This is a genomic window from Microbacterium sp. Soil_C_42 (assembly GCF_057656735.1).
In genome coordinates, this window is record NZ_JBDGJU010000005.1 from 121231 (window position 1) to 143712 (window position 22482).

17 protein-coding genes are annotated in these 22482 nt (G+C 67.5%); 9 read left to right on the top strand and 8 right to left on the bottom strand.

Annotated elements, in window-relative coordinates:
- Positions 1-71 precede the first annotated feature (71 nt).
- From AC3A46_RS05330 to AC3A46_RS05345, 4 genes are read left to right on the top strand one after another with little or no spacing between them, the layout of a single operon-like run.
- Positions 72-452 (top strand): thioredoxin family protein, encoded by a 381-nt coding sequence (locus tag AC3A46_RS05330; RefSeq protein WP_487664158.1) that lies wholly within the window; start codon positions 72-74, stop codon positions 450-452.
- Positions 449-2140 carry an FAD-dependent oxidoreductase gene (locus AC3A46_RS05335; RefSeq protein WP_487664159.1) on the top strand — a complete coding sequence of 564 codons (1692 nt, stop codon included), beginning with the start codon at positions 449-451 and terminating at the stop codon, positions 2138-2140. The genes AC3A46_RS05330 and AC3A46_RS05335 overlap by 4 nt, the downstream gene beginning before the upstream one ends.
- Complete coding sequence (locus tag AC3A46_RS05340; RefSeq protein ID WP_487664160.1) at positions 2133-2396, top strand: metal-sensitive transcriptional regulator; 264 nt, start codon at positions 2133-2135, stop codon at positions 2394-2396. Before AC3A46_RS05335 ends, AC3A46_RS05340 begins: the two co-directional genes overlap by 8 nt.
- Positions 2397-2421: 25 nt before the next feature.
- Positions 2422-2583, top strand: coding sequence for a hypothetical protein (locus tag AC3A46_RS05345; RefSeq protein WP_487664161.1), 162 nt, complete (start codon positions 2422-2424; stop codon positions 2581-2583).
- Between the two features lie 21 nt (positions 2584-2604).
- Here the strand turns inward: AC3A46_RS05345 and AC3A46_RS05350 are convergent, their stop codons facing one another.
- Positions 2605-2904, bottom strand: a complete 300-nt coding sequence (locus AC3A46_RS05350; protein WP_487664162.1) for a metal-sensitive transcriptional regulator — start codon at positions 2902-2904, stop codon at positions 2605-2607.
- Between the two features lie 405 nt (positions 2905-3309).
- The gene (locus tag AC3A46_RS05355) at positions 3310-4752 is read right to left on the bottom strand and encodes an NAD-dependent epimerase/dehydratase family protein (RefSeq protein ID WP_487664163.1); all 1443 of its coding nucleotides are present in this window, start codon (positions 4750-4752) and stop codon (positions 3310-3312) included.
- A gap of 174 nt (positions 4753-4926) precedes the next feature.
- On the opposite strand from AC3A46_RS05355, the gene AC3A46_RS05360 reads away from it, so the two are divergent.
- From AC3A46_RS05360 to AC3A46_RS05375, 4 genes are all read left to right on the top strand, one after another.
- Complete coding sequence (locus tag AC3A46_RS05360; protein WP_487664164.1) at positions 4927-5913, top strand: LacI family DNA-binding transcriptional regulator; 987 nt, start codon at positions 4927-4929, stop codon at positions 5911-5913.
- A gap of 159 nt (positions 5914-6072) precedes the next feature.
- Positions 6073-7350 carry an MFS transporter gene (locus AC3A46_RS05365; RefSeq protein WP_487664165.1) on the top strand — a complete coding sequence of 426 codons (1278 nt, stop codon included), beginning with the start codon at positions 6073-6075 and terminating at the stop codon, positions 7348-7350.
- Positions 7350-9800 (top strand): glycoside hydrolase family 3 N-terminal domain-containing protein, encoded by a 2451-nt coding sequence (locus AC3A46_RS05370; protein ID WP_487664166.1) that lies wholly within the window; start codon positions 7350-7352, stop codon positions 9798-9800. Before AC3A46_RS05365 ends, AC3A46_RS05370 begins: the two co-directional genes overlap by 1 nt.
- Positions 9797-12349 (top strand): family 78 glycoside hydrolase catalytic domain, encoded by a 2553-nt coding sequence (locus AC3A46_RS05375; protein ID WP_487664167.1) that lies wholly within the window; start codon positions 9797-9799, stop codon positions 12347-12349. The genes AC3A46_RS05370 and AC3A46_RS05375 overlap by 4 nt, the downstream gene beginning before the upstream one ends.
- Positions 12350-12696: 347 nt before the next feature.
- On the opposite strand, the gene AC3A46_RS05380 is transcribed toward AC3A46_RS05375, so the two are convergent.
- The 5 genes from AC3A46_RS05380 to AC3A46_RS05400 are packed head-to-tail and all read right to left on the bottom strand — an operon-like array spanning position 12697 to position 19501.
- Positions 12697-13227: a gluconokinase gene (locus tag AC3A46_RS05380; protein WP_487664211.1), complete on the bottom strand. Its 531-nt coding sequence runs from the start codon at positions 13225-13227 to the stop codon at positions 12697-12699.
- Positions 13228-13232: 5 nt separating this feature from the next.
- Entirely contained in the window at positions 13233-14471 is a 1239-nt protein-coding gene (manD, locus tag AC3A46_RS05385; protein ID WP_487664168.1) for a D-mannonate dehydratase ManD, read from the bottom strand.
- Positions 14468-15868 carry a mannitol dehydrogenase family protein gene (locus AC3A46_RS05390; protein ID WP_487664169.1) on the bottom strand — a complete coding sequence of 467 codons (1401 nt, stop codon included), beginning with the start codon at positions 15866-15868 and terminating at the stop codon, positions 14468-14470. The genes manD and AC3A46_RS05390 overlap by 4 nt, the downstream gene beginning before the upstream one ends.
- A complete protein-coding gene (uxaC, locus tag AC3A46_RS05395) occupies positions 15865-17220 on the bottom strand; it encodes a glucuronate isomerase (RefSeq protein WP_487664170.1) in 1356 nt (451 codons plus the stop codon). Before uxaC ends, AC3A46_RS05390 begins: the two co-directional genes overlap by 4 nt.
- Before the next feature lie 37 nt (positions 17221-17257).
- Positions 17258-19501 (bottom strand): glycoside hydrolase family 2 protein, encoded by a 2244-nt coding sequence (locus AC3A46_RS05400; RefSeq protein ID WP_487664171.1) that lies wholly within the window; start codon positions 19499-19501, stop codon positions 17258-17260.
- Between the two features lie 146 nt (positions 19502-19647).
- On the opposite strand from AC3A46_RS05400, the gene AC3A46_RS05405 reads away from it, so the two are divergent.
- Entirely contained in the window at positions 19648-20856 is a 1209-nt protein-coding gene (locus tag AC3A46_RS05405) for a helix-turn-helix transcriptional regulator (RefSeq protein ID WP_487664172.1), read from the top strand.
- Between the two features lie 66 nt (positions 20857-20922).
- Here the strand turns inward: AC3A46_RS05405 and AC3A46_RS05410 are convergent, their stop codons facing one another.
- Positions 20923-22419, bottom strand: a complete 1497-nt coding sequence (locus AC3A46_RS05410) for an MFS transporter (protein ID WP_487664173.1) — start codon at positions 22417-22419, stop codon at positions 20923-20925.
- Positions 22420-22482 lie beyond the last annotated feature (63 nt).

Sequence of the window (22482 nt, forward strand, 5' to 3'; positions counted from 1 at the left end):
AGTCGCCCACAACCACCAGGATTCGCAGGCGGAAGTCTGCCTCCAAAAATACCCTAGGGGGTAATAAGCTCATGACAACCCGCGACATCAGCGAGGCTGGTCTGCCGGCCGTGATCGCAGACCATGACATCGTGTTCCTCGACTTCTGGGCTGCCTGGTGCGGCCCGTGCCGCGCATTCGCGCCGGTATTCGAACGCGCCTCGGAAGCACACCCCGACATCGTGTTCGGCAAGGTCGACACCGAGAGCGAGCGGGGCCTCGCTGCGACGTTCCAGATCCGCTCCATCCCGACACTCATGATCTTCCGCGCGGGGATTCTGGTCTTCTCCCAGCCAGGGGCCCTCAACGCTGCCCAGCTGGACCAGCTCATCGACGCGGTCCGGGCACTGGACATGGACGCCGTCCGTGCCGAGATCGCTCGCGCAGATCAGGAAGCGGAGGTCGTGCGATGAGGATCGTGATCGTCGGCGGAGTCGCTGGAGGCATGAGCTGCGCGGCACGCGCCCGTCGTCTTGACGAATCAGCGGAGATCATCGTGCTCGAGCGGGGCGCGCACGTCTCGTTCGCCAACTGCGGACTGCCGTACTTCGTCGGCGGTGAGATCACTGACCCCCGCGAGCTCCTCGTGCAGACTCCGGCATCACTGCGCGCAGCGCTGGCGCTGGATGTTCGACCGGGCAACGAAGTCATCTCGGTCGACGCGGATGCGCACACGCTCACCGTCCGCTCGGCGGACGGAATCGAGCAGATCGCCTATGACGCGCTCGTGCTCTCGCCGGGCGCCTCGGCGTTCGTTCCGCCGATCCCAGGCGTGGAATCGCCCAGGGTGCGCACTCTGCGAACCGTCGAGGATGCGCTCGCTCTTCGCGAGAAGGTCACCTCTGGCGCTCGCCGCGCGGTGGTCCTCGGTGCGGGATTCATCGGGATCGAAGCGGCCGAAGCTCTGGCCGCCCAGGGCCTCGATGTCTCGGTCGTCGAGCTGGCCCCTCAGCCGCTGCCGCCGGTCGAGCCGGAACTGGCCTGGCTGGTGGCCGAGGAACTTCGCGCACTCGGCATCGATCTGCGTGTCGGTGTCGCAGCGACGTCGATCCAGCCCGGACCGGATGCCGACACCGTGGTGCTGGCCGATGGTACGGAGCTCCAGACAGATCTGATCGTGATGTCCGTCGGCGTTCGCCCCGACACCGCGATCTTCGAGGAAGCCGGAGTCGCGTGCGAACGCGGAGCGATGATCGTCGACCGTCACGGTCGCACGAACGTCCCGGGCATCTGGGCCGTGGGGGACGCGACGTTGAGCGTCGACGCGGTCACCGGCGCTCGACGCCCCGTCGCTCTCGCCGGCCCCGCGAACCGCGCCGGCCGGCTCGTCGCCGACGACATCATCCGGCCCGAGACCGCACGCGAGATCCCTCAGCCGGTCGGGACCGCGATCGTTCGAGTCGGGTCGCTGACGGCCGCGTTGACGGGAGCGAACCGGAGGTCGCTCGAAGCAGCCGGGAGCGACTTCCGCACGCTGCATCTGCACGCGAACCAGCACGCGGGGTACTTCCCCGGCGCGAGCCAGATCCATCTCGTGGTGCACATCGATCCCGACACAGGACGGCTGCTCGGTGCACAGGCTGTCGGTTCGGAGGGGGTGGACAAGCGCATCGATGTGCTGGCCACGGCCATCCGCGCAGGCATGGCCGTCGACGAGCTCATCGACCTCGACCTCGCCTACTCCCCGCCGTATGGACAGGCGAAAGATGCCGTGAACCTCACCGGCATGGTCGGTGAGAACGTTCTGAACGGCACGCTGAAGCTCTGGTACGCCGAGGATCTCGACGACGTGCTCGACGAAGCGCTGATCCTCGATGTGCGCAGGAGCGACGAGTGGGTGACCGGACACCTGCCCGGCGCGCTGCATATCCCTCACACCGAGCTTCGTGAGCGCATCGACGAGGTGCGGGAGCAGGCGGTCGGACGTCCAGTCCGCGTGATGTGCGCCTCGGGCGTCCGGTCCGCGATCGCTCACCGCGTGGTCAGTCAGGCAGGGATGGACTCGGCGTCGCTCTCCGGCGGCATCCTCACGCTGCGCGCGGCGCTCGGCGGGCGAGCCTCGGAGCTGCTCACGACCGAAAGCGTGCTGCAGGGTGTCTGACGCTCAGAAGCTCGTCTCGAATCGGCTGCGTCGCGCGCGGGGGCAACTCGACGCGGTCATCGCAGCGGTCGACGCCGACGAGCCGTGCCGGGACATCGTCACCCAGCTCGCGGCCGTCTCCGGCGCTCTCAGCCGCGCCGGCTTCGTCATCATCTCCACCGCGATGAAGGAATGCGTCACCACACCCGACGCCGAACGCGGCGACGGCGATCTGACCACCGCAGAGCTCGAGAAGCTCTTCCTCACGCTCGCCTGATCAACACCACAGAAGGAGACAGCACATGTGCTACGCAGTGACGTGCAAGAAGTGCGGAAAGACAACATGGTCGGGATGCGGACAGCACGTTGACCAGGTCATGCGCGGAGTTCCCAGAGCTCAGCGGTGTGAAAGTCACGTCCACGAGCCGTCGACGGGGTTCTTCGCCCGGCTGTTCGGTCACTGAACCGCTGGGCGGGAACGATCCCTACGCCAGAGTCAGAAACAGCTTCTCGAGCTCCTCGGGGGTCATCGATGTGTCCTCGGGATCGGCGATGCAATTGCGCATCGCCGAGGCCACGATCGCGTAGCCCGCGCGATCAAGGGCCTTCGAGACTGCCGACAGCTGGATAACGATGTCGCGACAATCCGCTCCGGAGTCCACCGCCCTGATGACCGCGCTCAACTGGCCCTCCGCGCGTCGCAGCCTGTTCACGATCTTGCGCTGCTGCGCAAGGAGGTCGGCCGCGCGATCCACGTCGGAGACGGAGGCATCGATCGTCTTCATGGGAGTTCCTCGCTCGTCGGTTCTTCCGCAGGCTTCCAGGATACCTACCCGGGTATGACTTCTGGGCAGTTTCGCCAACGAAGAAGTCCCGGGAACCCTGAGGTTCCCGGGACTTCTCTGTTCTTTCTGTCGGGATGACAGGATTTGAACCTGCGACCCCTTGGAGGAATCGGCGGTTTTCCGAGTCTCACCGGATGTCTTCGGAACCCTCGTGTTCCCTTGTGTTGACAGGGAACCGGACGGTTCGAGTTCTCCGATTGTATCCGGTTGCCTCGGGTCGTCCCTGGGTGATTGAGGTGGGAAAAAGATGGCCTGCTCCCCCGCTCCTCGATCCCTCCGGCGCGACGACAGTTACGCCATCGCGCCTCCTGGGCCTGGCGTGCGACTGGCTACATCGGGTGTGGTTCAGACTCGTGCGGCGGCCGCTCCTTCATAGAGCTGCGCCAGGAACGGGTTGCGCTCGGCCTGGAGTTCGTAGGTGGCGCTGTCGCGCGTGCAGTCCGGGCACCAGTGTCCGGCGACGAGTACGAGACGCGGGCTCGCCGCGAAGACATGGCCGACTCCACAACGCCAGACCAACGGGGTCGCGATCGCTCCGGTCGGGACGTCCTCGCTGACGAGCGTGCCGCCGCGGAAGTCGGCGACGCCACGATAGACGGTCTCATCCCAGGCCGATCCCGGCAGGGCCTCGTCGTATCCGTGGTGGAGCGAGGAGGGTACCCGCGATGGCGCCGGCACCTCGAACGTCGTCCAGTCGCCGATCTGCTTCCACGCCTCAAGTGAGCCGAAGTGGGCCCGGATCTCTTCGTCGACGCCGCCACGGATGGCATGCATGGTGCCGCGCGGCTTGCGTGTGAGGGGCTTCATGACGAGGTGCTTCACGATCCACGAGGGCACCTTCCCCGCCGAGCGAACGGACCGCGGCAGGGTAGCGACGGCCCGAGCGAGCGCATCATCGAAAGTGTCCTCACGGAACGGGACGAGCTCGTGCAGTCGATCGCTGTCGGTGTACCAGTGACCATGGAAGTTCCTGGTTGCGAACCAGTTGCGGTCGTACCAGGTGCGGACGTCTCGGACGCCCATGGCGCCGCTGATCGCGAGCTGGAGTTGCCAGTTGGTGAGGCGCCAACCTTCTCCGCCTCCGATGTTGTAGACGCCGCACCAGAACTCTTCGGGAACATCGCGTCCGGCGATGCGTGCGAGCAATCGCGCCGAGTCCTCTGCCGATGCCCATTCGAGGACGCCAGCGAATGGGGAGTGACTCATGATCGGGTCGCGGATCTCGAGCATCCCGGGGTGGAAGATTCCGGTCTGACGCAGCCATACCCATCTCGGCAGTCCCGATTCGAGCAGGAGCTTCTCGGCGATGACCTTGGTCTGCCCGTACTCGTCGAACTGCGAGACCCGGATCGGGTCGCCGACGCGTCCCCAGTGGACGGGTGCCTGCCGGTCGCCGGTCTCGGCAACCGAGCCGATGCCGACGAGTCCGACTGCCGAGGGGTCGGGCAGCGCGCGAATCGCGCGGATCAGGTTCTGCATCGAGCCCACGTTCACGCGATGCGCCAGCCTCGGGTGTTCGTCAGCGACGGGCGATACGACCGCGCCGACGTGGAGGACGACATCAACGCCGTCGATAGCGCGCGCGACGTCCTCGTAATGCGTGAGGTCGCCCCACACGACTTCGAGATTCGACATATCGGCAAAGGCCTCCAACACGGCACGGTCACGGGCCGTCGGCTGCGCGAAAGCACGGACCCGGATCTCGGGGTGGCTCCTGAACTCGTGAAGGGTGGCGCGCCCCCAATTGCCGGTGGCGCCGGTAAGGAGGGCAGTGCGTTCGATAGCCAATTGAGGACGCCTCTCTGTCGGACAGCGCGAAAGGGACGACCACCGGTGCCCAGGATCGCTCCGTGTGACTCGCAGGAGAGAGTGGCCGCGTAAACCGTCAACTAGCCCGCGCTAGTGCGTGCGTCGATGGTACGGTGAATTCGCTAGCGCGTGCAAGTCGGGCGGGGAGAATACATGAGCACTACGGCGACGAAGCGTGTCACTGCTGCAGATGTCGCGCGCTCGCTGGGCGTCTCGCGGGCCACCGTTGGGTTCGTGCTCAACGACACCCCGGGGCAGAAGATCTCGGATGCGACCCGTGAGCGCGTGCTCGCCGAGGCGAAGCGCCTGGGTTACCGGGCCAATACCGCAGCGCGCGCCCTCGCCAGCGGCCGCAGCCGGATCGTGCTGCTGGTGATGCCCGACTGGCCGCTCGACCACAACCTGCGCACCAACCTGGACGAGGCATCCCTCGCCCTCGATGAGGCCGGGTACTCGCTGGTGACTGTTACCCCGCATGTCGGTGGCAAGGCACAGCCGCTGTGGGAGACCCTCAGCCCGGATGTCGTCATGGGTCTGACCCCGTTCTCGCGCGAGCAGATCGGGCGATTCCGCGCAGCCGGGGTCGAGCACATCGTGCCCGACACCTCGCGTGAGGACGGTTTCGCCTTCGACGAGCTCAGCGACGGCCCCGCCCTGCAGGTGCAGCACCTCTTAGCTCGCGGGCGCACCCGGCTGGCGTTCGCCGCGCCGGCAGACCCCCGCCTAGCGGAACTGGGCGAGCTGCGCCGACGCGTCGCACTCGCCGCGATCGAGCAGTCCCCCGGCGTCGAACTCGTCGCGACCGTCACCGTCGATCAGGACTCAGCCGCCACGCAGCTGGCCACGGTTCTCGACGCGGGCGCGGACGGCATCGTCGCGTACAACGACGACGTGGCGGCATGGATGCTGGCTGCCGCCCTCCGCGGCGGCATCCCGGTGCCTGGGCGCGTGGCGATCGTCGGCCACGACGACACTCCGATCGCGGCGCTCCTCGTACCGTCCCTGAGTTCGGTCCGCGTCGACATCGCCGGCCTCGGCCGCTATTTCGCTCAGATGGCCCTGACCGCGGCCGACGGCGCCCCGATCCCGACCTCCAGCCCGAAGGCCCGCACAGAGCTCATCGCCCGCGAGACGTCGTGACCGATCGGCACCACCTCTTGGTCGAAAACCGCGCTGGACGGTCGTCCTCAAGAGATGAAGCTCGGGCGCGCGGCCAACACTTGCACGCGCTAGTAGCTTCGCGTATGGTCGACGGTAGCGCGCGCTAGCGCTCCTCATACCCGAGACACCGGAGTCCTCATGTCATCCACCGATGAGTCGAACATCGCCGTCGACCACGTCGCCCCGTCCGCCGAAGCCCCGACCAAGGTCAACGGTCTGTTCCTGACCCTGTTCGGCCTGATGAACTTCGGCCTCTACCTGACGGTCATGATGCCGGCGCTGTTCAGCCTCCCCTACAAGGTGCAGCTGCTCGCGCCCGACGACAAAGCTGTCACGCTCGGCATGGTCGCCGCCATCGGTGCTGTCGTGTCGATCATCACGGGCCCGGTCGCGGGCGTGCTGAGCGACCACACCCGCTCTCGCTGGGGCCGTCGTCGTCCCTGGCTCTTCGGCGGCATCCTGGTGGTTCTCGTCGGCTCGATCACGGTCGCGCTTGCTCCGTCCGTGGCGATCCTCACAGTCGGCTGGGTGATCGTGTGCATCGGCGGTGCCGGTACGGGCGCCGCCATCACCCCGGTCGTCGCCGAGCGGGTTCCGGAGCCGCAGCGCGGCACGGTCGGTGCGATCGTCGGCGTCGCGACCCAGCTGGGCGGTGTGCTCGGCTACACGATCGGTGGGATGCTGACCGGCAACCTCGTCCTCCTGTTCGCGCTTCCGGTGATCGTGCTCGGCGTCTTCGCGCTGATCTACTCGCTCGTCTACCCCGACTCGACCGCTCCGGTGGAGCACACGACGGTCGGCGAGACCTTCAAGCTGTTGATCTTCAATCCCCTCACGCACCGCGATTTCTCGCTGGTCTGGGTCGGCAAGTTCCTGATGCAGACGGCCCTGGCCTTCCTCACCACCTATCAGCTCTACTTCCTGGCCGACCGGCTCGGCTTCACGGCCGAAGAGGCAGGCCAGAAGCTCGCGCTCGTCGGCGGTATCGGCATCCTGGTGACGATGGGCTTCGCCGTCGGTTCGGGCCTTCTCTCGGACAGGCTGCGCCGCCGCAAGGCGTTCATCCTCACCGCCTCCGTGTTGACAGCCGCGGGCCTGACGCTGATGGCGTTCACCGACGGCTTCGGCCTCTTCTTCGCCGCCGTCATGTTCGTGCTGGGAGCTGCCGGCATGTTCGGTGCGACCGACGTCGCGATGGCCAGCGACCTCGTGCCCGAACGGGAGCAGGCGGGGCGCTGGATGGCGATCTACAACCTCGCCGCCACGCTGCCGGGCGCCCTCGCACCGCTCATCGGCTCGAGCCTGTTGCTGCTGGGAGACCCGGCCGGCGGCAACTACACCGCCATGTTCCTCACCGGTGCGGTGATCGCCCTCGGCACCGGGTTCGTCACGTTCTTCATCCGCGGCGTCCGCTGATGCCGGCGTCGACGCACACCCGCACGGTGGAGGGACTCATCGCCCAGCTCACCCTCGATGAGAAGGCGCTGCTGCTCGAGGGTGTCGACGCCTGGAACACCAACGGTGTCGCGCGGCTCGGTATCCCGAGGCTCTTCCTCACCGACGGACCCCACGGGGTGCGCAAGGTGCGCAAGAACTCCGGAGCGTTCGGCCTCGCCGAAGCCGAACCGTCGACGTCGTTCCCGACGTCGACCACGCTCGCCAAGACGTGGGATCCCGACCTCGCCGGCCAGGTGGGCGCCGCGATCGGGCGCGAGAGCGCGGCCCTCGGCGTCGACGTGCTCCTCGCCCCGGGCGTGAACATCATGCGCAGCCCGCTGTGCGGGCGCAACTTCGAGTACTTCTCGGAAGACCCGCTCGTATCGGGCGTGTTCGGCACCGCGTTCGTGCAAGGCGTGCAGAGCCAGGGCATCGCGACGAGCGTCAAGCACTTCGCCGCGAACTCCAACGAGGACTACCGGTTCGTGGGCGACAGCGTCATCGACGAGCGAGCGCTGCGCGAGATCTACCTGCGCGCGTTCGAGCGGATCGTGAAAGATGGTGCGCCCGCCACCGTGATGTGCGCGTACAACCAGCTGAACGGCATGTACTGCTCCGACAACCGGGAGCTTCTCACCGGCATCCTGCGCGACGAGTGGGGCTTCGACGGGCTGGTCATGACCGACTGGGGCGCCACCCACGACCGCGTCGTCGGCCTGGTCGCCGGATGCGACCTCGACATGCCCGGCCAAGTCGCCCACAACCGTGCCGAGATCATCGCCGCGTCGCGTGACGGGCGGCTTCCCGTCGAGGTGCTCGACCAGGCGGTCGCGCGCGTGCTCGCCCTCGTCGATCGCTGCACCCACCACCAAGACGCAGAGCCGGTGGATGCCGCCGCACACGCCGACCTCGCCGCACGTGTCGCGACCGAGGGTGCGGTGCTGCTCGCCAACGATGGCACACTCCCCATCGACCGCTCCCACGGCGGACTCGCCGTCATCGGCGAGCAGTTCGAACGCATGCGCTACCAGGGCGCCGGGTCGTCGCTCATCTCGCCGCCCACGACCGTCTCGCCGCGCGACGCGTTCGACGCCCGCGGGGTCGAGTACCGCTATGCGCGCGGGTACCGCGCCCTCGACCTGCATATCGACGCAACTCTCGAGCCCGAGGCTATCGAGACGGCACGAGACGCCGACACCGTGCTGTTCTTCGGAGGCCTCGGGGACCTCGAAGAGAGCGAAGGCTTCGACCGCACCACGATGGCACTGCCCGATGCGCAGGTGCGATTGCTGAACGCCCTCGTCGATGCGGGTGCCCGTGTGGTGCTGGTCCTGTCGACCGGGTCGCCGGTCGAGATCCCCCGTCACGACGAGCTCGCCGCGGTGCTGCTGCTGTCGCTCCCAGGGATGAACGGCGGTGAGGCGGCTGCACGTCTGCTGTTCGGCGAGCGGAGCCCGTCGGGCAAGCTCACCGAGAGCTGGCCCATGACTGCTGCCGACTCGAGCTGCGCGGCCGATTACAACGTATCGGCTGTCTCCCAGTACTACGAGTCGATCTACGTCGGCTACCGGTTCCACGACAGGGCCGGTACCGACCTGCGGTACCCGTTCGGCCACGGCCTGTCGTACACGACATTCGACTACCGCGACCTCGCGGTCACCGTCGACGGCGGCAGGGTGGATGCATCCGTAACCGTCGCCAACACCGGGGCCCGCGACGGTGCCGAGGTCGTGCAACTCTATGTGCGCAACAACCGTGGCCGGGTGTTCAAGGCCGACAAGGAGCTACGCGCCTTCACGAAGGTGCTTGTCGAGGCGGGCACCGAGAAGCGCGTGGCCCTTGAGTTCGACCTCGCCGACCTCGCCTACTGGGATGTCGCCGAGCACGACTGGGTGCTCGAGAACGGCGACTACGAGGTCGTCGTGGCCGCGTCTGCGGCCGACCTCCGGCTGTCGGCGCCCCTCGTCGTCGACAGCGGGCGCGCCTCGCGGTCACCGCACCCCGAGCACGTCGAGCGCGCCTATGCGGCACCGCCGCGCAGCATCCCGAACGCGTTCGCTGCGCTGCTGGGCCGCGCCGTGCCGGCCGCACCGCCGACGAAGCGACTCGGGCTCGAGACACGCCTCGGCGACGCCCACGGGTCGTTCCTCGGCCGGATCTTCCTGCGCGCCGTCATCGGTCGGGTGAAGAAAGACTTCGACGCCGCCCTGGCTCTCCCCGACTCGCTCGAACGCGACGCCCGCGCGAAGAGCACCCACTTCGTGCTGCGCATGATGCCCTCGATGTCGCTGCGCTCGATGGCGATGTCATCCGCCGGCGAACTCCCCTACTCGCTCGCCGAAGGACTCGCGCTGATCGCCGCCGGACACCCGATCCGAGGCATCCGCCGCATCACCACCAAGACCCCCACCACCGAGGACGCCCGATGAACATCACCCGCCTCACCGTCGACGGGCTCGAGCACGGCCTCATCACCGACGAAGCCCCCGTCTTCGCGTTCAGCCTCGCCTCTGGCGTCGCCGGCGAAGACCTCGCATCGGCGACCGTCCGGGTGGGCGACTGGGTGCTCGAGACCACCGAGCAGGTCGGGATCGAGTACGACGGGCCTCTCGCGGCCTACAGCGAGTACGTCGTGGAAGTGACGGCGACCGGCACGAGCGGCGCCACCGCGACCGCGCGCACGTCGTTCCTCACGGGACGCCTGGGGACTCCGTGGGTCGCGAGATGGATCACCGACGCCGCCTACGAGACGCCGAAGAAGCTGTCGCCGGTGCCGATGGTGTTCCGCACCCGATTCACCCCGGCGAAGCCCGTGCGCCGCGCGTGGATCGAAGCCACCGCCCTCGGCGTCTACGAACTCGATCTCAACGGCGCGAAGGTCGGGACCGACTACTTCGCCCCCGGGTTCACGTCCTACGGCCACCAGCTGCAGTACCAGACCTACGACGTCACCGAGATGCTGGGGCAGCACAATGAGCTCGTCGCGACCGTGGCCGGCGGGTGGGCGGTCGGCTCGTACACGTTCGCCCGTAAGAACAAGATCTACGCCGACCGGCAGGCGCTGCTGGCCGAACTGCACCTCGAATTCGAAGACGGCACCCGCGATGTCATCGCCACCGGCACGCACTGGGACGTGTCGACCGATGGCCCGGTGCGGATGGCGGAGTGGTACGACGGCGAGACCGTCGACGCCCGCATCACCGCCGACCAGATGGAGTGGAAGCGCGCGGACCTCACCGCGCCGCGCACCCAACCGAGCATCATCGCCCAGTACGGCGCCTCGGTGCGCGTACAGCGCACGTTCTCGCCGGTCGCGCAGACCGTCGCGCCCAGCGGCGAGATCGTCTACGACTTCGGGCAGAACTTCGCCGGCGTCATCCACGCGACCCTCCGCGCCCGCGACGGACAGACGATCACGTTCCGGCACGCCGAGGTGCTCGTCGACGGCGAGCTGTTCGTGAAGTCGCTCCGCACCGCGAAGGCGACCGCCACCTACACCGCCGTCGATGGCGAGCAGACCTACTCGCCCCGGCAGACGTACATGGGGTTCCGGTACGTCGGCGTCACCGGCATCGCCCCCGCCGACATCGAGCTGACCGCCCTCGTGCTTCACAGCGACCTGCGCCGCACCGGCACCTTCACGTCGTCGAACGAGCGCCTGAACAAGCTGCAGTCCGCGATCGAATGGGGCGGACGTTCCAACTTCGTCGACATCCCCACCGACTGCCCGCAGCGCGACGAACGCGAAGGCTGGACCGGCGACTACGCCGCCTTCGCCACCACCGCCAGCTACAACTTCGACATGACGCGCTTCCTCGACAAGTGGCTGCGCGACATGGCCGCCGAACAGAACCGCACCGGCGGCATCCCCATGGTCGTCCCCCGCGCCGGCAACGGGTTCCCGGTCATGGCGACCTCGCTGTGGGGCGACGTGTGCATCATGGCACCGTGGGCCGAGTACCTCGCCCGCGGAGACATCGGGATGCTGCGACGCAACTACCCCATGATGAAGAGGTTCCTCCGCGCCGCCGACTGGTGGTCGAAACTGCTGTCGGTCGGCTCGGCCAGGCACGTGTGGCAGTTCCCGTTCCACTTCGGCGACTGGACCTCGCCCGACGGGTCCGCCAAGGAATGGGTCCAGAAGGGTAAGTGGATTGGCACCGCCTTCCACGCGAACTCGTGCGCCATCGTCGCCGAAGTTGCCGATCTGCTCGGCGAGACCGACGACGCCGCCCACTACCGGACCGTCCGCGAGCAGATCATCCGCGCCTACCGGGCCGTGTTCACCGACGGCGCCGGGAAGCTGAAGAAGGAGTTCCAGACCGCGTACGTCCTCCCGCTGCACTTCGGGATGACCGACGGGGCCGAAACCGATGCGATGGCCGACAACCTCGTCCGCCTCATCGATGAAGCCGACGGACACCTGCGCACCGGGTTCCCCGGCACCCCCTACATCCTCTTCGCCCTCTCGGACAACGGCCATGTCGACGAAGCGTTCGACCTGCTCCTGCAGACCGGGCCGCCCTCATGGCTCTACATGGTGGATGCCGGCGGCACCACGATCTGGGAACGCTGGGATGCCCTCCGCGCCGACGGCACCGTCAACACCCTCGACCTCAATACCGGCAAAGACACCGGAGGCATGGTCTCGTTCAACCACTACGCCGCGGGTGCCGTCGGCGACTGGCTCTACAAGCGCATCGCCGGAATCGAACCCACCACCGGCGGGTACAAGACCTTCCGCGTCGCACCACTGTTCGGCGGCGAACTCACCTCGGCCGAAGGCGTGGTCGAGTCACCCTACGGGCGAGCTTCGTCGTCATGGACTCTGGACGGCGACACCTTCCGCCTCCATGTCGAGGTTCCGGTGTCGACCCGATGCACCGTGGTGCTGCCCGACGGCACATCGACCGAGGTATCGAGCGGTCGTCACGAATTCGAGTGCCCTGTGACTGCCGCGGTGCCTCTGGCTTCCTGACGGCCCGGCGATCGCGGCCCCAACCCGGAAATCATCCGCTGTCCGGATGTTTCCGGTCGCTTCGACTCCGAGGCGGTCGCATCTGCGGGCACTATCCCGAAACGACAAATCCCTGGTGAGACTTTATCAGTCTCACCAGGGATTTTTTCGAACCGTCGGGATGACAGGATTTGAACCTGCGACCCCTTGGAGGAATCGGACGTTCTCCGAGTCTCACCGGATGTCTGGGGAACCCTCGCGTTCCCTTGTGTCGACAGGGAACCGGACGGTTCGAGTTCTCCGATTGTATCCGGTTGCCTCGGGTCGTCCCTGGGTGATTGAGGTGGGAAGGTGATGACCCACTCGCTTCACCTCACGAACTCGATCGCAGCGTTGACAGCTTGCTCGATCGGCATCGCGAGCGAGATGACAACTCCGTTCTCGTCGGCGGCGAGCGGCTCCAGTGTCGCCAGTTGCGAGGCGAGCATCGATGGGGGCATGAAGTGCCCTGTTCGCTGTCCGATGCGCGCGGCGAGTTCTTCGTCGCTGCCGTGCACGTGCACGAACACGAGATCCGTGGCGCTGTCTCGAATGAGCGCGTCACGGTACGCCCGGCGCAGCGCCGAGCACGCGACAACCACTGGCCCCGCTCGTCCGTTATCGCGGATGCGCATCGCGACCCTGGTCAGCCACGGCCACCGGTCCTCATCTGTCAGCGGCACTCCCGCCGCCATCTGTGCCTTCGCCTCTGCGGAGTGGAGATCATCGGCTTCGATGAACGCCGCGCCCAGTCGCTCTGCGATGGCGACGGCGAGCGTCGACTTCCCCGCGCCCGCCACCCCCATCACCACGACCGCGACCGCGACCGGCGATTCCGGCGCGCCGGCCGCGGCATCCATGATGCTCACCAGTCGTGGACGGTGCCGTCGAGGAGCCGGTTGTACGGCAGGTAGGCCTGCTCGTACGGGTACTTGCCTGCCTCGTCGACGTTCAGCTCGACACCGAGTCCGGGCTTGTCGCCCGGGTGCAGGTAGCCGTCGGTCCAGGTGAACGACTGCTCGAACACCTGGTCGGTCTTCGCGCCGTGCTTCATGTACTCCTGGATCCCGAAATTGTGGATGCTGAGACCCAGGTGCATCGCGGCCGCCATCCCGACCGGTGAGATGTCGGTGGGCCCGTGCATGCCCGACTTGATCTGGTACATCGCCGCGTAATCGAGGGTCTTCTTCAACGGCGAGATGCCGCCCATGTGCGTGACTGCGCCGCGGACGTAGTCGATGAGCTGGTCACGGATGATGTCCTTGAAGTCCCACACCGTGTTGAAGATCTCACCGATCGCGAGCGGCGTCGTCGTGTGCTGACGCACCAGCCGCAGCGCCTCCTGATTCTCCGCAGGCGTGCAGTCCTCGAGCCAGAACAGGTCGTACGGCTCGAGATCCTTGCCCAGCCGTGCGGCCTGGATCGGCGTCATCCGGTGGTGACCGTCGTGCAGCAGCGGGATGTCGGGACCGAACTCGTTGCGCACCGCCTCGAACACACCCGGCAGATGATTCAGATAGGCACGGGTGTCCCAGTCCTCCTCCACCGGCTTCGCCCCACGACGCGCAGGCTCGTGGTCGTACCGGACCGACGCGTCGCCCACATCGGCGCCCTGAGCCGCGATCCCGTAGATCGCCTTCAGCGTCGGCACCCCCGTCTGCACCCGGATCGCCTTGTACCCCTGCTCCTGGTGCGCGCGGATCGAATCGAACAGCTCGGGCAGCTCCTTGCCCGACGCGTGACCGTACGCCATCAGCCCGTTGCGCGATGCGCCGCCCAGCAGCTGGTACACCGGCATCCCGGCGGCCTTGCCCTTGATGTCCCACAACGCCATGTCGACCGACGCGATCGCCGCCATCGTCACCGGGCCACGACGCCAGTACGCGCCGCGGTACAGGAACTGCCACGTGTCCTCGATCCGCGACGCATCGGCCCCGATCAGCAGCGGCACGACGTGCTCGGTGAGGTACGCGACCACCGCGAGCTCACGACCGTTCAGCGTTGCGTCGCCCAGACCGGTGTGCCCCTCGTCGGTCGTCAGCTTCAGCGTGACGAAGTTGCGGTCAGGGCTGGTGACGATGACCTCAGCCTTTTCGATGATCATTGGTTCTCCTTGGAACAGTCGGTCGTCACGACCGGGATGAGTCGTCGCACGTGATCGACGAAGTCGGGAAGCGCGGCGAGTTTCGGCGACACGAGTGCGATGAGCGCCGAGATCGGCTCGTCGGATGCCTCGGCAGCCGCAACCGCGTCGGCTCGCACATCGACGGCGCCGGGGTCGGTGCGCAGCCACGCGATCCACGTCGCGAGCGCGCGTGCGCTGGCCGAGGCATCCCGACCGGCGTCGACCGAGCGCTCGGCGACGGCCGCGAACCGGAACTGCACCTTCGTCGTCGCCTCAGCGGCGATCTGCGCGAGGCGGTGCACGATGCGCGGGTTCGCGAAGCGCTCGATGAGCTGAGCCCGATACCGCTCGTGCTCGGTGCCGTCGGGAAGGCAGGCGACGGCCTCAGCCCAGAACGACTCGACGAGAGCACGGCACTCCGGGTCTGCGATCGCCTCGGCGACGGTCTCGAGACCCCGCGGCACGCCTGCGAACGTGAGCAGACTGTGGGCGCCGTTGAGCAGCCACAGCTTACGGTTCTCCCACGGTTCGATGTCGTCGACGAACCGGGCACCGGCGCTCTCCCAGTCGGGCCGTCCCGCGGGGAAATCCCCCGCGAGCACCCAATCCGAGAACGGCTCGGTGATCACCGTGAGGTCGTCGAGCCAGCCGGCGCCCGACACGACATCGGGGACTTCATCGGTGTGGGGGGTGATGCGGTCGACCGACGTGCTCACGAACGACACATTCGAGCGGATCCACGCGGCGAGGGCCTGATCGACCCGTTCAGCGAACGCCGTGACACCCCGGGCGACGAACTCGCCGTTGCCGGGGATGTTGTCGCACGGCACGACAGCGATCTGCCCGGCGTCGGCGTCGCGTCGCGCACGGAACGCGGTCGTCAACCGTCCGAGCACCGTCGCCGCCGCCGATGCGCCGGCGCGCAGCGCATCGAGATCGGATCGCACGTCCGCGTCGTCGAGGTCGGGCAGCCCGGCGGTGGTCAGCCGGTAGCCGCTCTCGGTCACCGTCAGCGTGATGACGGCGACGAGGGGGTTGCTCACGAGGGCCTCGAGCCGCGGGATGTCGTCTCCCGCGGCAGCCTCGACGACGCTGCCGACCACCTCGATCCGGTCGGCGTCGGGGCCCCGCTCGACGAGCGTGAAGAGTCCGTCCTGCCTGCTGAGGGCCTCGGCGCTCGCGCTGCTGCGCCCGGTGAAGGCCGCGATCCCCCACTGCGCCGCATCGGCCGCGTGAGCCGTATACCAGGCCTGGTGAGCGCGGAAGAAGTGCCCGAGCCCCAGATGGACGATCCTCACTGGGGCGGCGGTGGCGGGGGTGGCGGCGTCGCCGGTGCGTCGAGCGAGCTCCGCGCGGGTGAGCGGTGAGGGGATCACAGCTTGAAGACCTCTCGCGGGATCGTGTCGACAAGGTCGCGGATGACCCTGCGCGCCGCCGGAAGGCTCACGCGCCCCTCGACGACGAGTCGCGCCAGGAACACGGCATCCGATCGGCGTGCCGTGTCGTGTCGTGCAGGAATGGACAGGAACGCGCGCGTGTCGTCGATGAAGCCGCTCGACCGATAGAAGCCGGCGGTCTCGGTGACGGCCGACCTCCACCGCTGGATCGCGTCCGGCGCGTCGAGGAACCACCACGGTGCTCCGATGTAGACGCTCGGGTAGAACCCCGCGAGCGGTGCCACCTCTCTCGAGTACACCGTCTCGTCGACAGCGAACAGGACGAGGTGGAACCCCGGCGCTGTGCCGAAGGCGTTGAGCAGCGGCTGGAGATTCTTCGTGTATTCAGTGACCACCGGGATGTCGTGCCCTGTGTCAGGTCCGAACCTCTCGAACGTCGGCCGGTGATGGTTGCGGTGCACACCGGGGTGCACCGTCATGACGAGCCCGTCCGAGACGCTCATGCGCGCCATCTGGAACAGCATGTGCCCGCGGAAGACGCGTGCGGCCGCAGCATCCGCCGTGCCGGCGAGCACCGACCGGAACAGCTCCTCAGCGGTGCCCGCATCCAGATCGGTGGTGAACGGTTCGACCACCCCGTGATCGGCCGAGACCGCCCCATGCTCGATGAAGTACGCCCGACGCGCCCGCAGCGCCTCGAGATACCCCGCGAAGGTCGCCGGCTGCCCCGTCGCCGCGAACAGCCGTTCCACCCGCTCGCCGAACCCGGGCGCTTCCGGATCCAGGTACGCGTCGGGGCGGAAGGTCGGAAGCACGCGACCGTTGAAAGACGGGTCCGCGGCGAGCTGCGCATGCGGCGCCAGGTCGTCGAGGGGGTCGTCCGTCGTGGCGAGCACCTCGATGCGGAACCGGTCGAAGAGCGCGCGGGGACGGAATCCGGGCTCTGCCAATGCTGTGGCGACGCGGTCATAGATGCGATCGGAGGTCTCGGGCGAGAGCTCCTCATCGACCCCGAAGAGCATCGTGAGTTCGTCGGTCAGCCAATACCCGCTCGCCGTGCCCGCGAAGCGATGCCAATGCGCGGCGAGGATGCGCCACGCCTCGCGCGGATCGACCGCGCGATCCCGCTCGAGACCCAGATCGCCGAGCCCCACCCCGCTCGCGTGCAGCAGGCGTGTGACGTAGTGATCGCGCGTGAGGAACAGCTCGGCGGGGTCGCTGAACGGGATGTCATCCGCCAGGAGACGAGGGTCTACGTGGCCGTGCGGCGAGATGATCGGCGCGTCCGCCACCTCGGCGTGCAGCTCGGCCGCAAGCTCGCGGGCACGCACGTCTGAAGGAAAGAGTCGAAAGTCCACGAGAGCGGGCTTACTTCGCGATGAGGTTGAGCTGAGCGTTGAGGGCGGCGACCTGCTCGACGGGCACACTGCCTGCCTGCGTGATGAGCTTCTCCAGGCTCATCCGGTCGACGATCGCCTGCATCGCAGGAGGGATCTCGACGCCGCGACCGACTTCGCCTCGGCTCGTCGCGAGGGCTTCGAGCACCGTGCCGATCAGTCGGGCGCCCTCCTCCGACCGCTTGATGTCGCCGAGCGTGTCGTTGATCGAGAAGAACCCCTCGGGCGCAGGCAGCGGCGCCTCGTCGAACCAGTTCGCGATCGTCGTGGTGGGCATGATAGATGCCGCGGGCACCTCGTCGACCTTGCGCACCTCGATCGTGTCGGTCGCCTCGCCGGCCCGTGCCGTGATCTCGTGCTCACCCGTCAGGGGCACCGAGAATCGGAACACGCGGGCGCCCGAGACCGTGCCGACCTCGGCGCCGTCGACGAGCAGCGTGACCTCGGGCTGGTTCGAGTACAGGACCACCTCGGTCACGTCTTCGGCCCGCGCAGCCCGCCGGCGCCCCGCCACGTGGACGAACGGCTCGGTCGCCCACGCCGCCTTGTAGACGTAGAACGCGTCCTTCTTCAGCGTCCGGTCGAACGAGACCAGGCCCTTCTGATTGCGCCCGGCGACACCGCCTTCGTCGCGCCCGGCCGAGCCGAAGTCGGCGAGGTTCCACACGTGCGTGGCCCACAGCCACGGCCGCTGCTCGATCATCTCGACCATGTGCTCGTGGTAGAGCGCCTGATAGGTCTCGGAGTAATCGCCCTTCGCGGGGTCGGCGGACTGGTAGAGCGGGTTGGCATCGGCGCCGTACTCCGAGAGGCCGATCGCAATCTCGGGGTACGAGGCATGGAAGTCGTCGAGCCACGTGTCGTTGTCGGCGGCCTCGCCGACGTACCAGCCGAAGTAGAGGTTGTACGACATGATGTCCGGCAGCGTGACGAGCGCGTGGTCGGTTTCGAGCAGGAACAGATTCGCCATCGCGGTCAGCCGCGTGGGGTCGAGGCGGTGCGCGAGGTCATTGAGGTCACGATGCGCGGCCACCACGTCCTCCCCCGCGCCCGCCAGGGTGATCTCGTTCGACAGCCCCCAGCAGACGATGCTCGCATGGTGGCGGTTCTGCACGATCAGCTCGGCGAGCTGGTCGCTGGCGTTGTCGACGGCACCGGGCAGGAACACCGTGATCTGCGGGATCTCGGCCCAGACCACGAGCCCGGCCTCGTCGCAGAGGTCGTAGAAGCGCTGGTCGTGCTGGTAGTGCGCGAGCCGGACGGTGGTCGCCCCGAGCTCGCGGATCAGCGCAAGGTCGGTCTGCTTCATGGCTTCGGTGATCGCATTGCCGGCACCCTCGAAGTCCTGATGACGCGAGACGCCCCGGAGCGGGTACTCCTCGCCGTTGAGCAGGAACCCCCGCTGCGGGTCGACCTCGAACTCGCGGCAGCCGAATCGCAGCTCGACCACGTCCGCCACGACATCGCCGTCGAGGAGTTCGGCGCGAGCCGTGTAGAGGTGCGGGTCGCGCAGTCCGTGCCACCGACGCACGGTCGCGATCGTCAGATCAGCTTGGGCTTCGCCTCCGACGACGGGCACTGCGACCGCACCCTCGCCGTCGATGACGAACCTAACGGATGCCTCGGCCGCACCGGGCCCCGAGACGTCGGCGCTCATCGAGACGACGGCGCTCCCCTCGGCGAGACGCGGGGTGACCGTGAGTCCGGGCCCGCCGTCGCGATCGAGGGCGAGGTGCATCGCGCCGACGCTGATCTGCCGCACCTCGCGGTAGATGCCGCCATAGAAGGTGAAGTCGGCCTGCTGCGGGTAGACGGTCTCGTTCGCGGCGTTGTCGACGACGACCGCGATGGTCGCGGCATCCTGCACCACATGCTCGGTCACGTTCACTCGGAACGTGGAGTACCCGCCGTGGTGGCGAGCCAGCAGCACGCCGCCGACATACACCTCGGCGGTCGAGTTGACACCGTCGAACTCGATCCAGGTCTCGGTGGCCCCGGCCTCGGCGCTCACCCGCCGCGCGTACGTCGAACGGCCCCGACGGTAACCGCCGCCGGTCTGTCCGTCTGCCGCGTTCCAGGTGTGCGGGAGCGTGACCGTCGAACCGGCGGCACGCACCTCGTCCCAGCTCGCGGCGGGCATCGCCTCAGGAGCGAACACCCAGCCATCGAGGATCGGCACGACCCGACGGGGGAAGACGGGGGCGGGCTGCGACATGTGTGGTCTCCTTCGGCGCACAGCGCACCGGCGCGCATGCCGGGCTCATCTCACGCTATGACGACCGCGCAACCGGTGATAGAACTGATAGCGCAAGAACAGCACTCATTCCGCATCGATTGCGCGATCACCGAAAGGGCCTTGCCATGGCGACGACCGATCGACGCGACGACCTCGCCCCGATCATCGATGCGCTCGGCCGGGTGCTGAGCTCACCGGTGACGATCACGTCCGACATCGCGGCGGCTCTTGCGACGTTCCAGGACACGCACTGCCTCGAACCGCAGATCCAACCGGCCTTCACCGCGAGCGCCCTGCAGGAGTTCGTCCAGGCGATGCCCGAACAGGTCATCCACGAGATCGAGGAGCCCCTGGGAATGGCGGTGACCGTCGCGCGGTGGGACGATCGGCTGCTGATCATCGGGCCCTACACGCACGCGCCGATGTACCCGGGCACCGCCGAAGAGGTGATGAGCCGCCTCGCCATCCCGACCGCCTATCTGTCGCTCTACAAGCTCTACCGCACCCGGTACGCGATCGTCGACGCCGAGTACGTGCACCGCGGCGCCGCGGCCCTTCTGAGCGCCGCCGGCAGCGACGACGCCCTCGGCGCACTGCAGCATGTGAAGGCCGAGGGCGGAACGATCACCCCCGGTCAGGGCGACGCGCCGCAGTCCGCATCGTTCGCCGTGATCGACGAGCGGTATCGCCACGAACAGGACTTCATGGATGCCGTCGCCGACGGCGCCACCGATCGCGCGCTGGCGGCACTCCAGGGACTGTCGGGCATGCCGCGGATCAGCGGCTACCTCAACACGCCCTTTCTCGGCGCGACGATCCTGCGCATCATGGCGCGGGTCGCGGCACAGCGCGGGGGCCTTCCCCCGGTGACGATCGACGCGATCTCGCAGGAGTACGCCCAGCGCCTGCATCGTGTCGGTCACACCTCCGACACCCGCCAGTCGCTGGGGTTCACCTCTCAGATGGTCACCGACTTCTGCGAAGCGGTGCGACGCCACCGCCAGCGCGGCTACCCGCCGCTCGTACGGCGCGTGACCGACGAGATCGACCTGCATCTGAGCAACCATCCGTCGACCACGGAACTCGCCGACCGCCTCGGCGTCTCGACCTCGACGCTGGCACGACGCTTCAAGCAGGCGACCGGGACGACGCTGGCCGGGTACATCTCGCGGCGACGGGCTGAGCGCGCCGCGCGGCTGCTCGCCTCGACCACGCAGAGCGTGCGCGACATCGCGATGTTCGTCGGCTACGACGACGCCAACTACTTCGTCAAGGTGTTCCGCGCCGAGTACGGCATGACGCCGACCGCCTACCGCGACATGCACGCGAGATGACCGAAGGCCGCGGACACCGGCGCATCCACGCCCGCATCCGCGGCCTCGATCTTCCGACTCTCCGTGTCAGACGGTGGCCTCCGCCGGAGCATCCGCCTGCAGCTCGGCCTTCCGGCTGGCGACGCGCTTCTGCACCTCGATCATCTCGCCGCGGGTCAGCTTGTAGCCGCGCATGGCGATGAGCGTGCAGACCCACCCGAGGATGGGCAGACCGAAGAAGAGCGCCATCGTCATGAAGAGGATCGCCGTGTTCGGGCTGTCGGTCGGCTGCGGCATGACGGCCGAGAAGCCGATCAAAGCCACGGCCCCCAGCGCCAGCGTCGACCCGAGCGACGAGATGATCTGGTCGACGAAGTTGTAGGTGGCGGTCACCGTCGCAGGAAGGAACTTGCCGGAGCGGTCGAGCTCGTAGTCGATGACGTCGGCGCGCATCGCACCCGAAGCCACCGTCACCACCATCGACGCGCCGTTGAGCAGGAGGTACACGAGGAAGAACACGATCGTGAGCGGAAGGCTGCCGAGCACCGAACGCAGGTCGACGACCACGCAGAACACGGCGAGCACGGCCGCGAGGATGATGCAGATCCAGGTCCACGTCACCGTGGCGGCCTTCGATCCGTGCTTGCCCGTGTACCGCGCACCGAAGATCGCGAACACGATGCCGGGCAGGATGGCGATGAGGCTGAGCGTGGTTCCGAGCTGCATGTTGCCGAGCAGGATGCCCCACATCAAGGTTCCGATCACGGCCTGCGACTTCACGACCTGAGCGAGCTTGTCGGACGCACCGCTGATGAGGTACCTCAGGAACGAGCCGTTGTGGGCGAGCACATTCCACATGTCGCGGACCGAGACCTCGGCATCCTTCTTCGTCACCGCGAGGTGAGTGAAGCTCTCGGGCTTGTCGACGCGGGCCACGCCGATGCACGCGAGGATCTGGAACACCAGCGAGCAGGCCACATAGGTGATCGCGGTCTCACTGAGCATCCCCACCGTGAACTCGTTGCCGTGGCGCGGCAGGAAGACGACGGTCGACACGATGGTGAAGATCGAGGGGATCAGGTAGGCGTACACCGTCGCCCACACCTGAACCGTCGGCCGCTGGCGAGGATCGTTGGTGAGCACAGGCCCCGACATCTGACCGGCGATATCGTTCATCGACGACCCGATGATGTACACGAGGTAGAAAGCGATGAAGAACACGGGGCCGAGGCCGGCGTTCGATCCCCACACGAAGAGCATGAGGATCGCCAGCGATCGGATCGCCCAGCCGGTGAGCATGAAGAAGCGCAGCTTGCCGAACCGGAAGCGGACCTTCTCGATGATGAGGCCGACGAGCGGATCGATCACACCGTCGAAGACACGGGTGACGGTGAGGATGATGCCGGCGACGGCCACGGCGATGCCATAGCCGGCGTTCTGCAGGTAGCTCATGAGGCCGACGAGGACGTAGAAGATCATCGCCGAGCCGTTGTTCAACTGAGAGAAGGCGATCTCCCAGGTGCGCGCACGTCGGTAGCTGACGCCGTCGGCTTCGCTGGCTGTCGGTTTCGGGTTACGCGCCATCGCGTTTCACACTCCTTTGGGGATACTCTCACGACCGAAGACGGGAGTCGATCCACGTCGCGC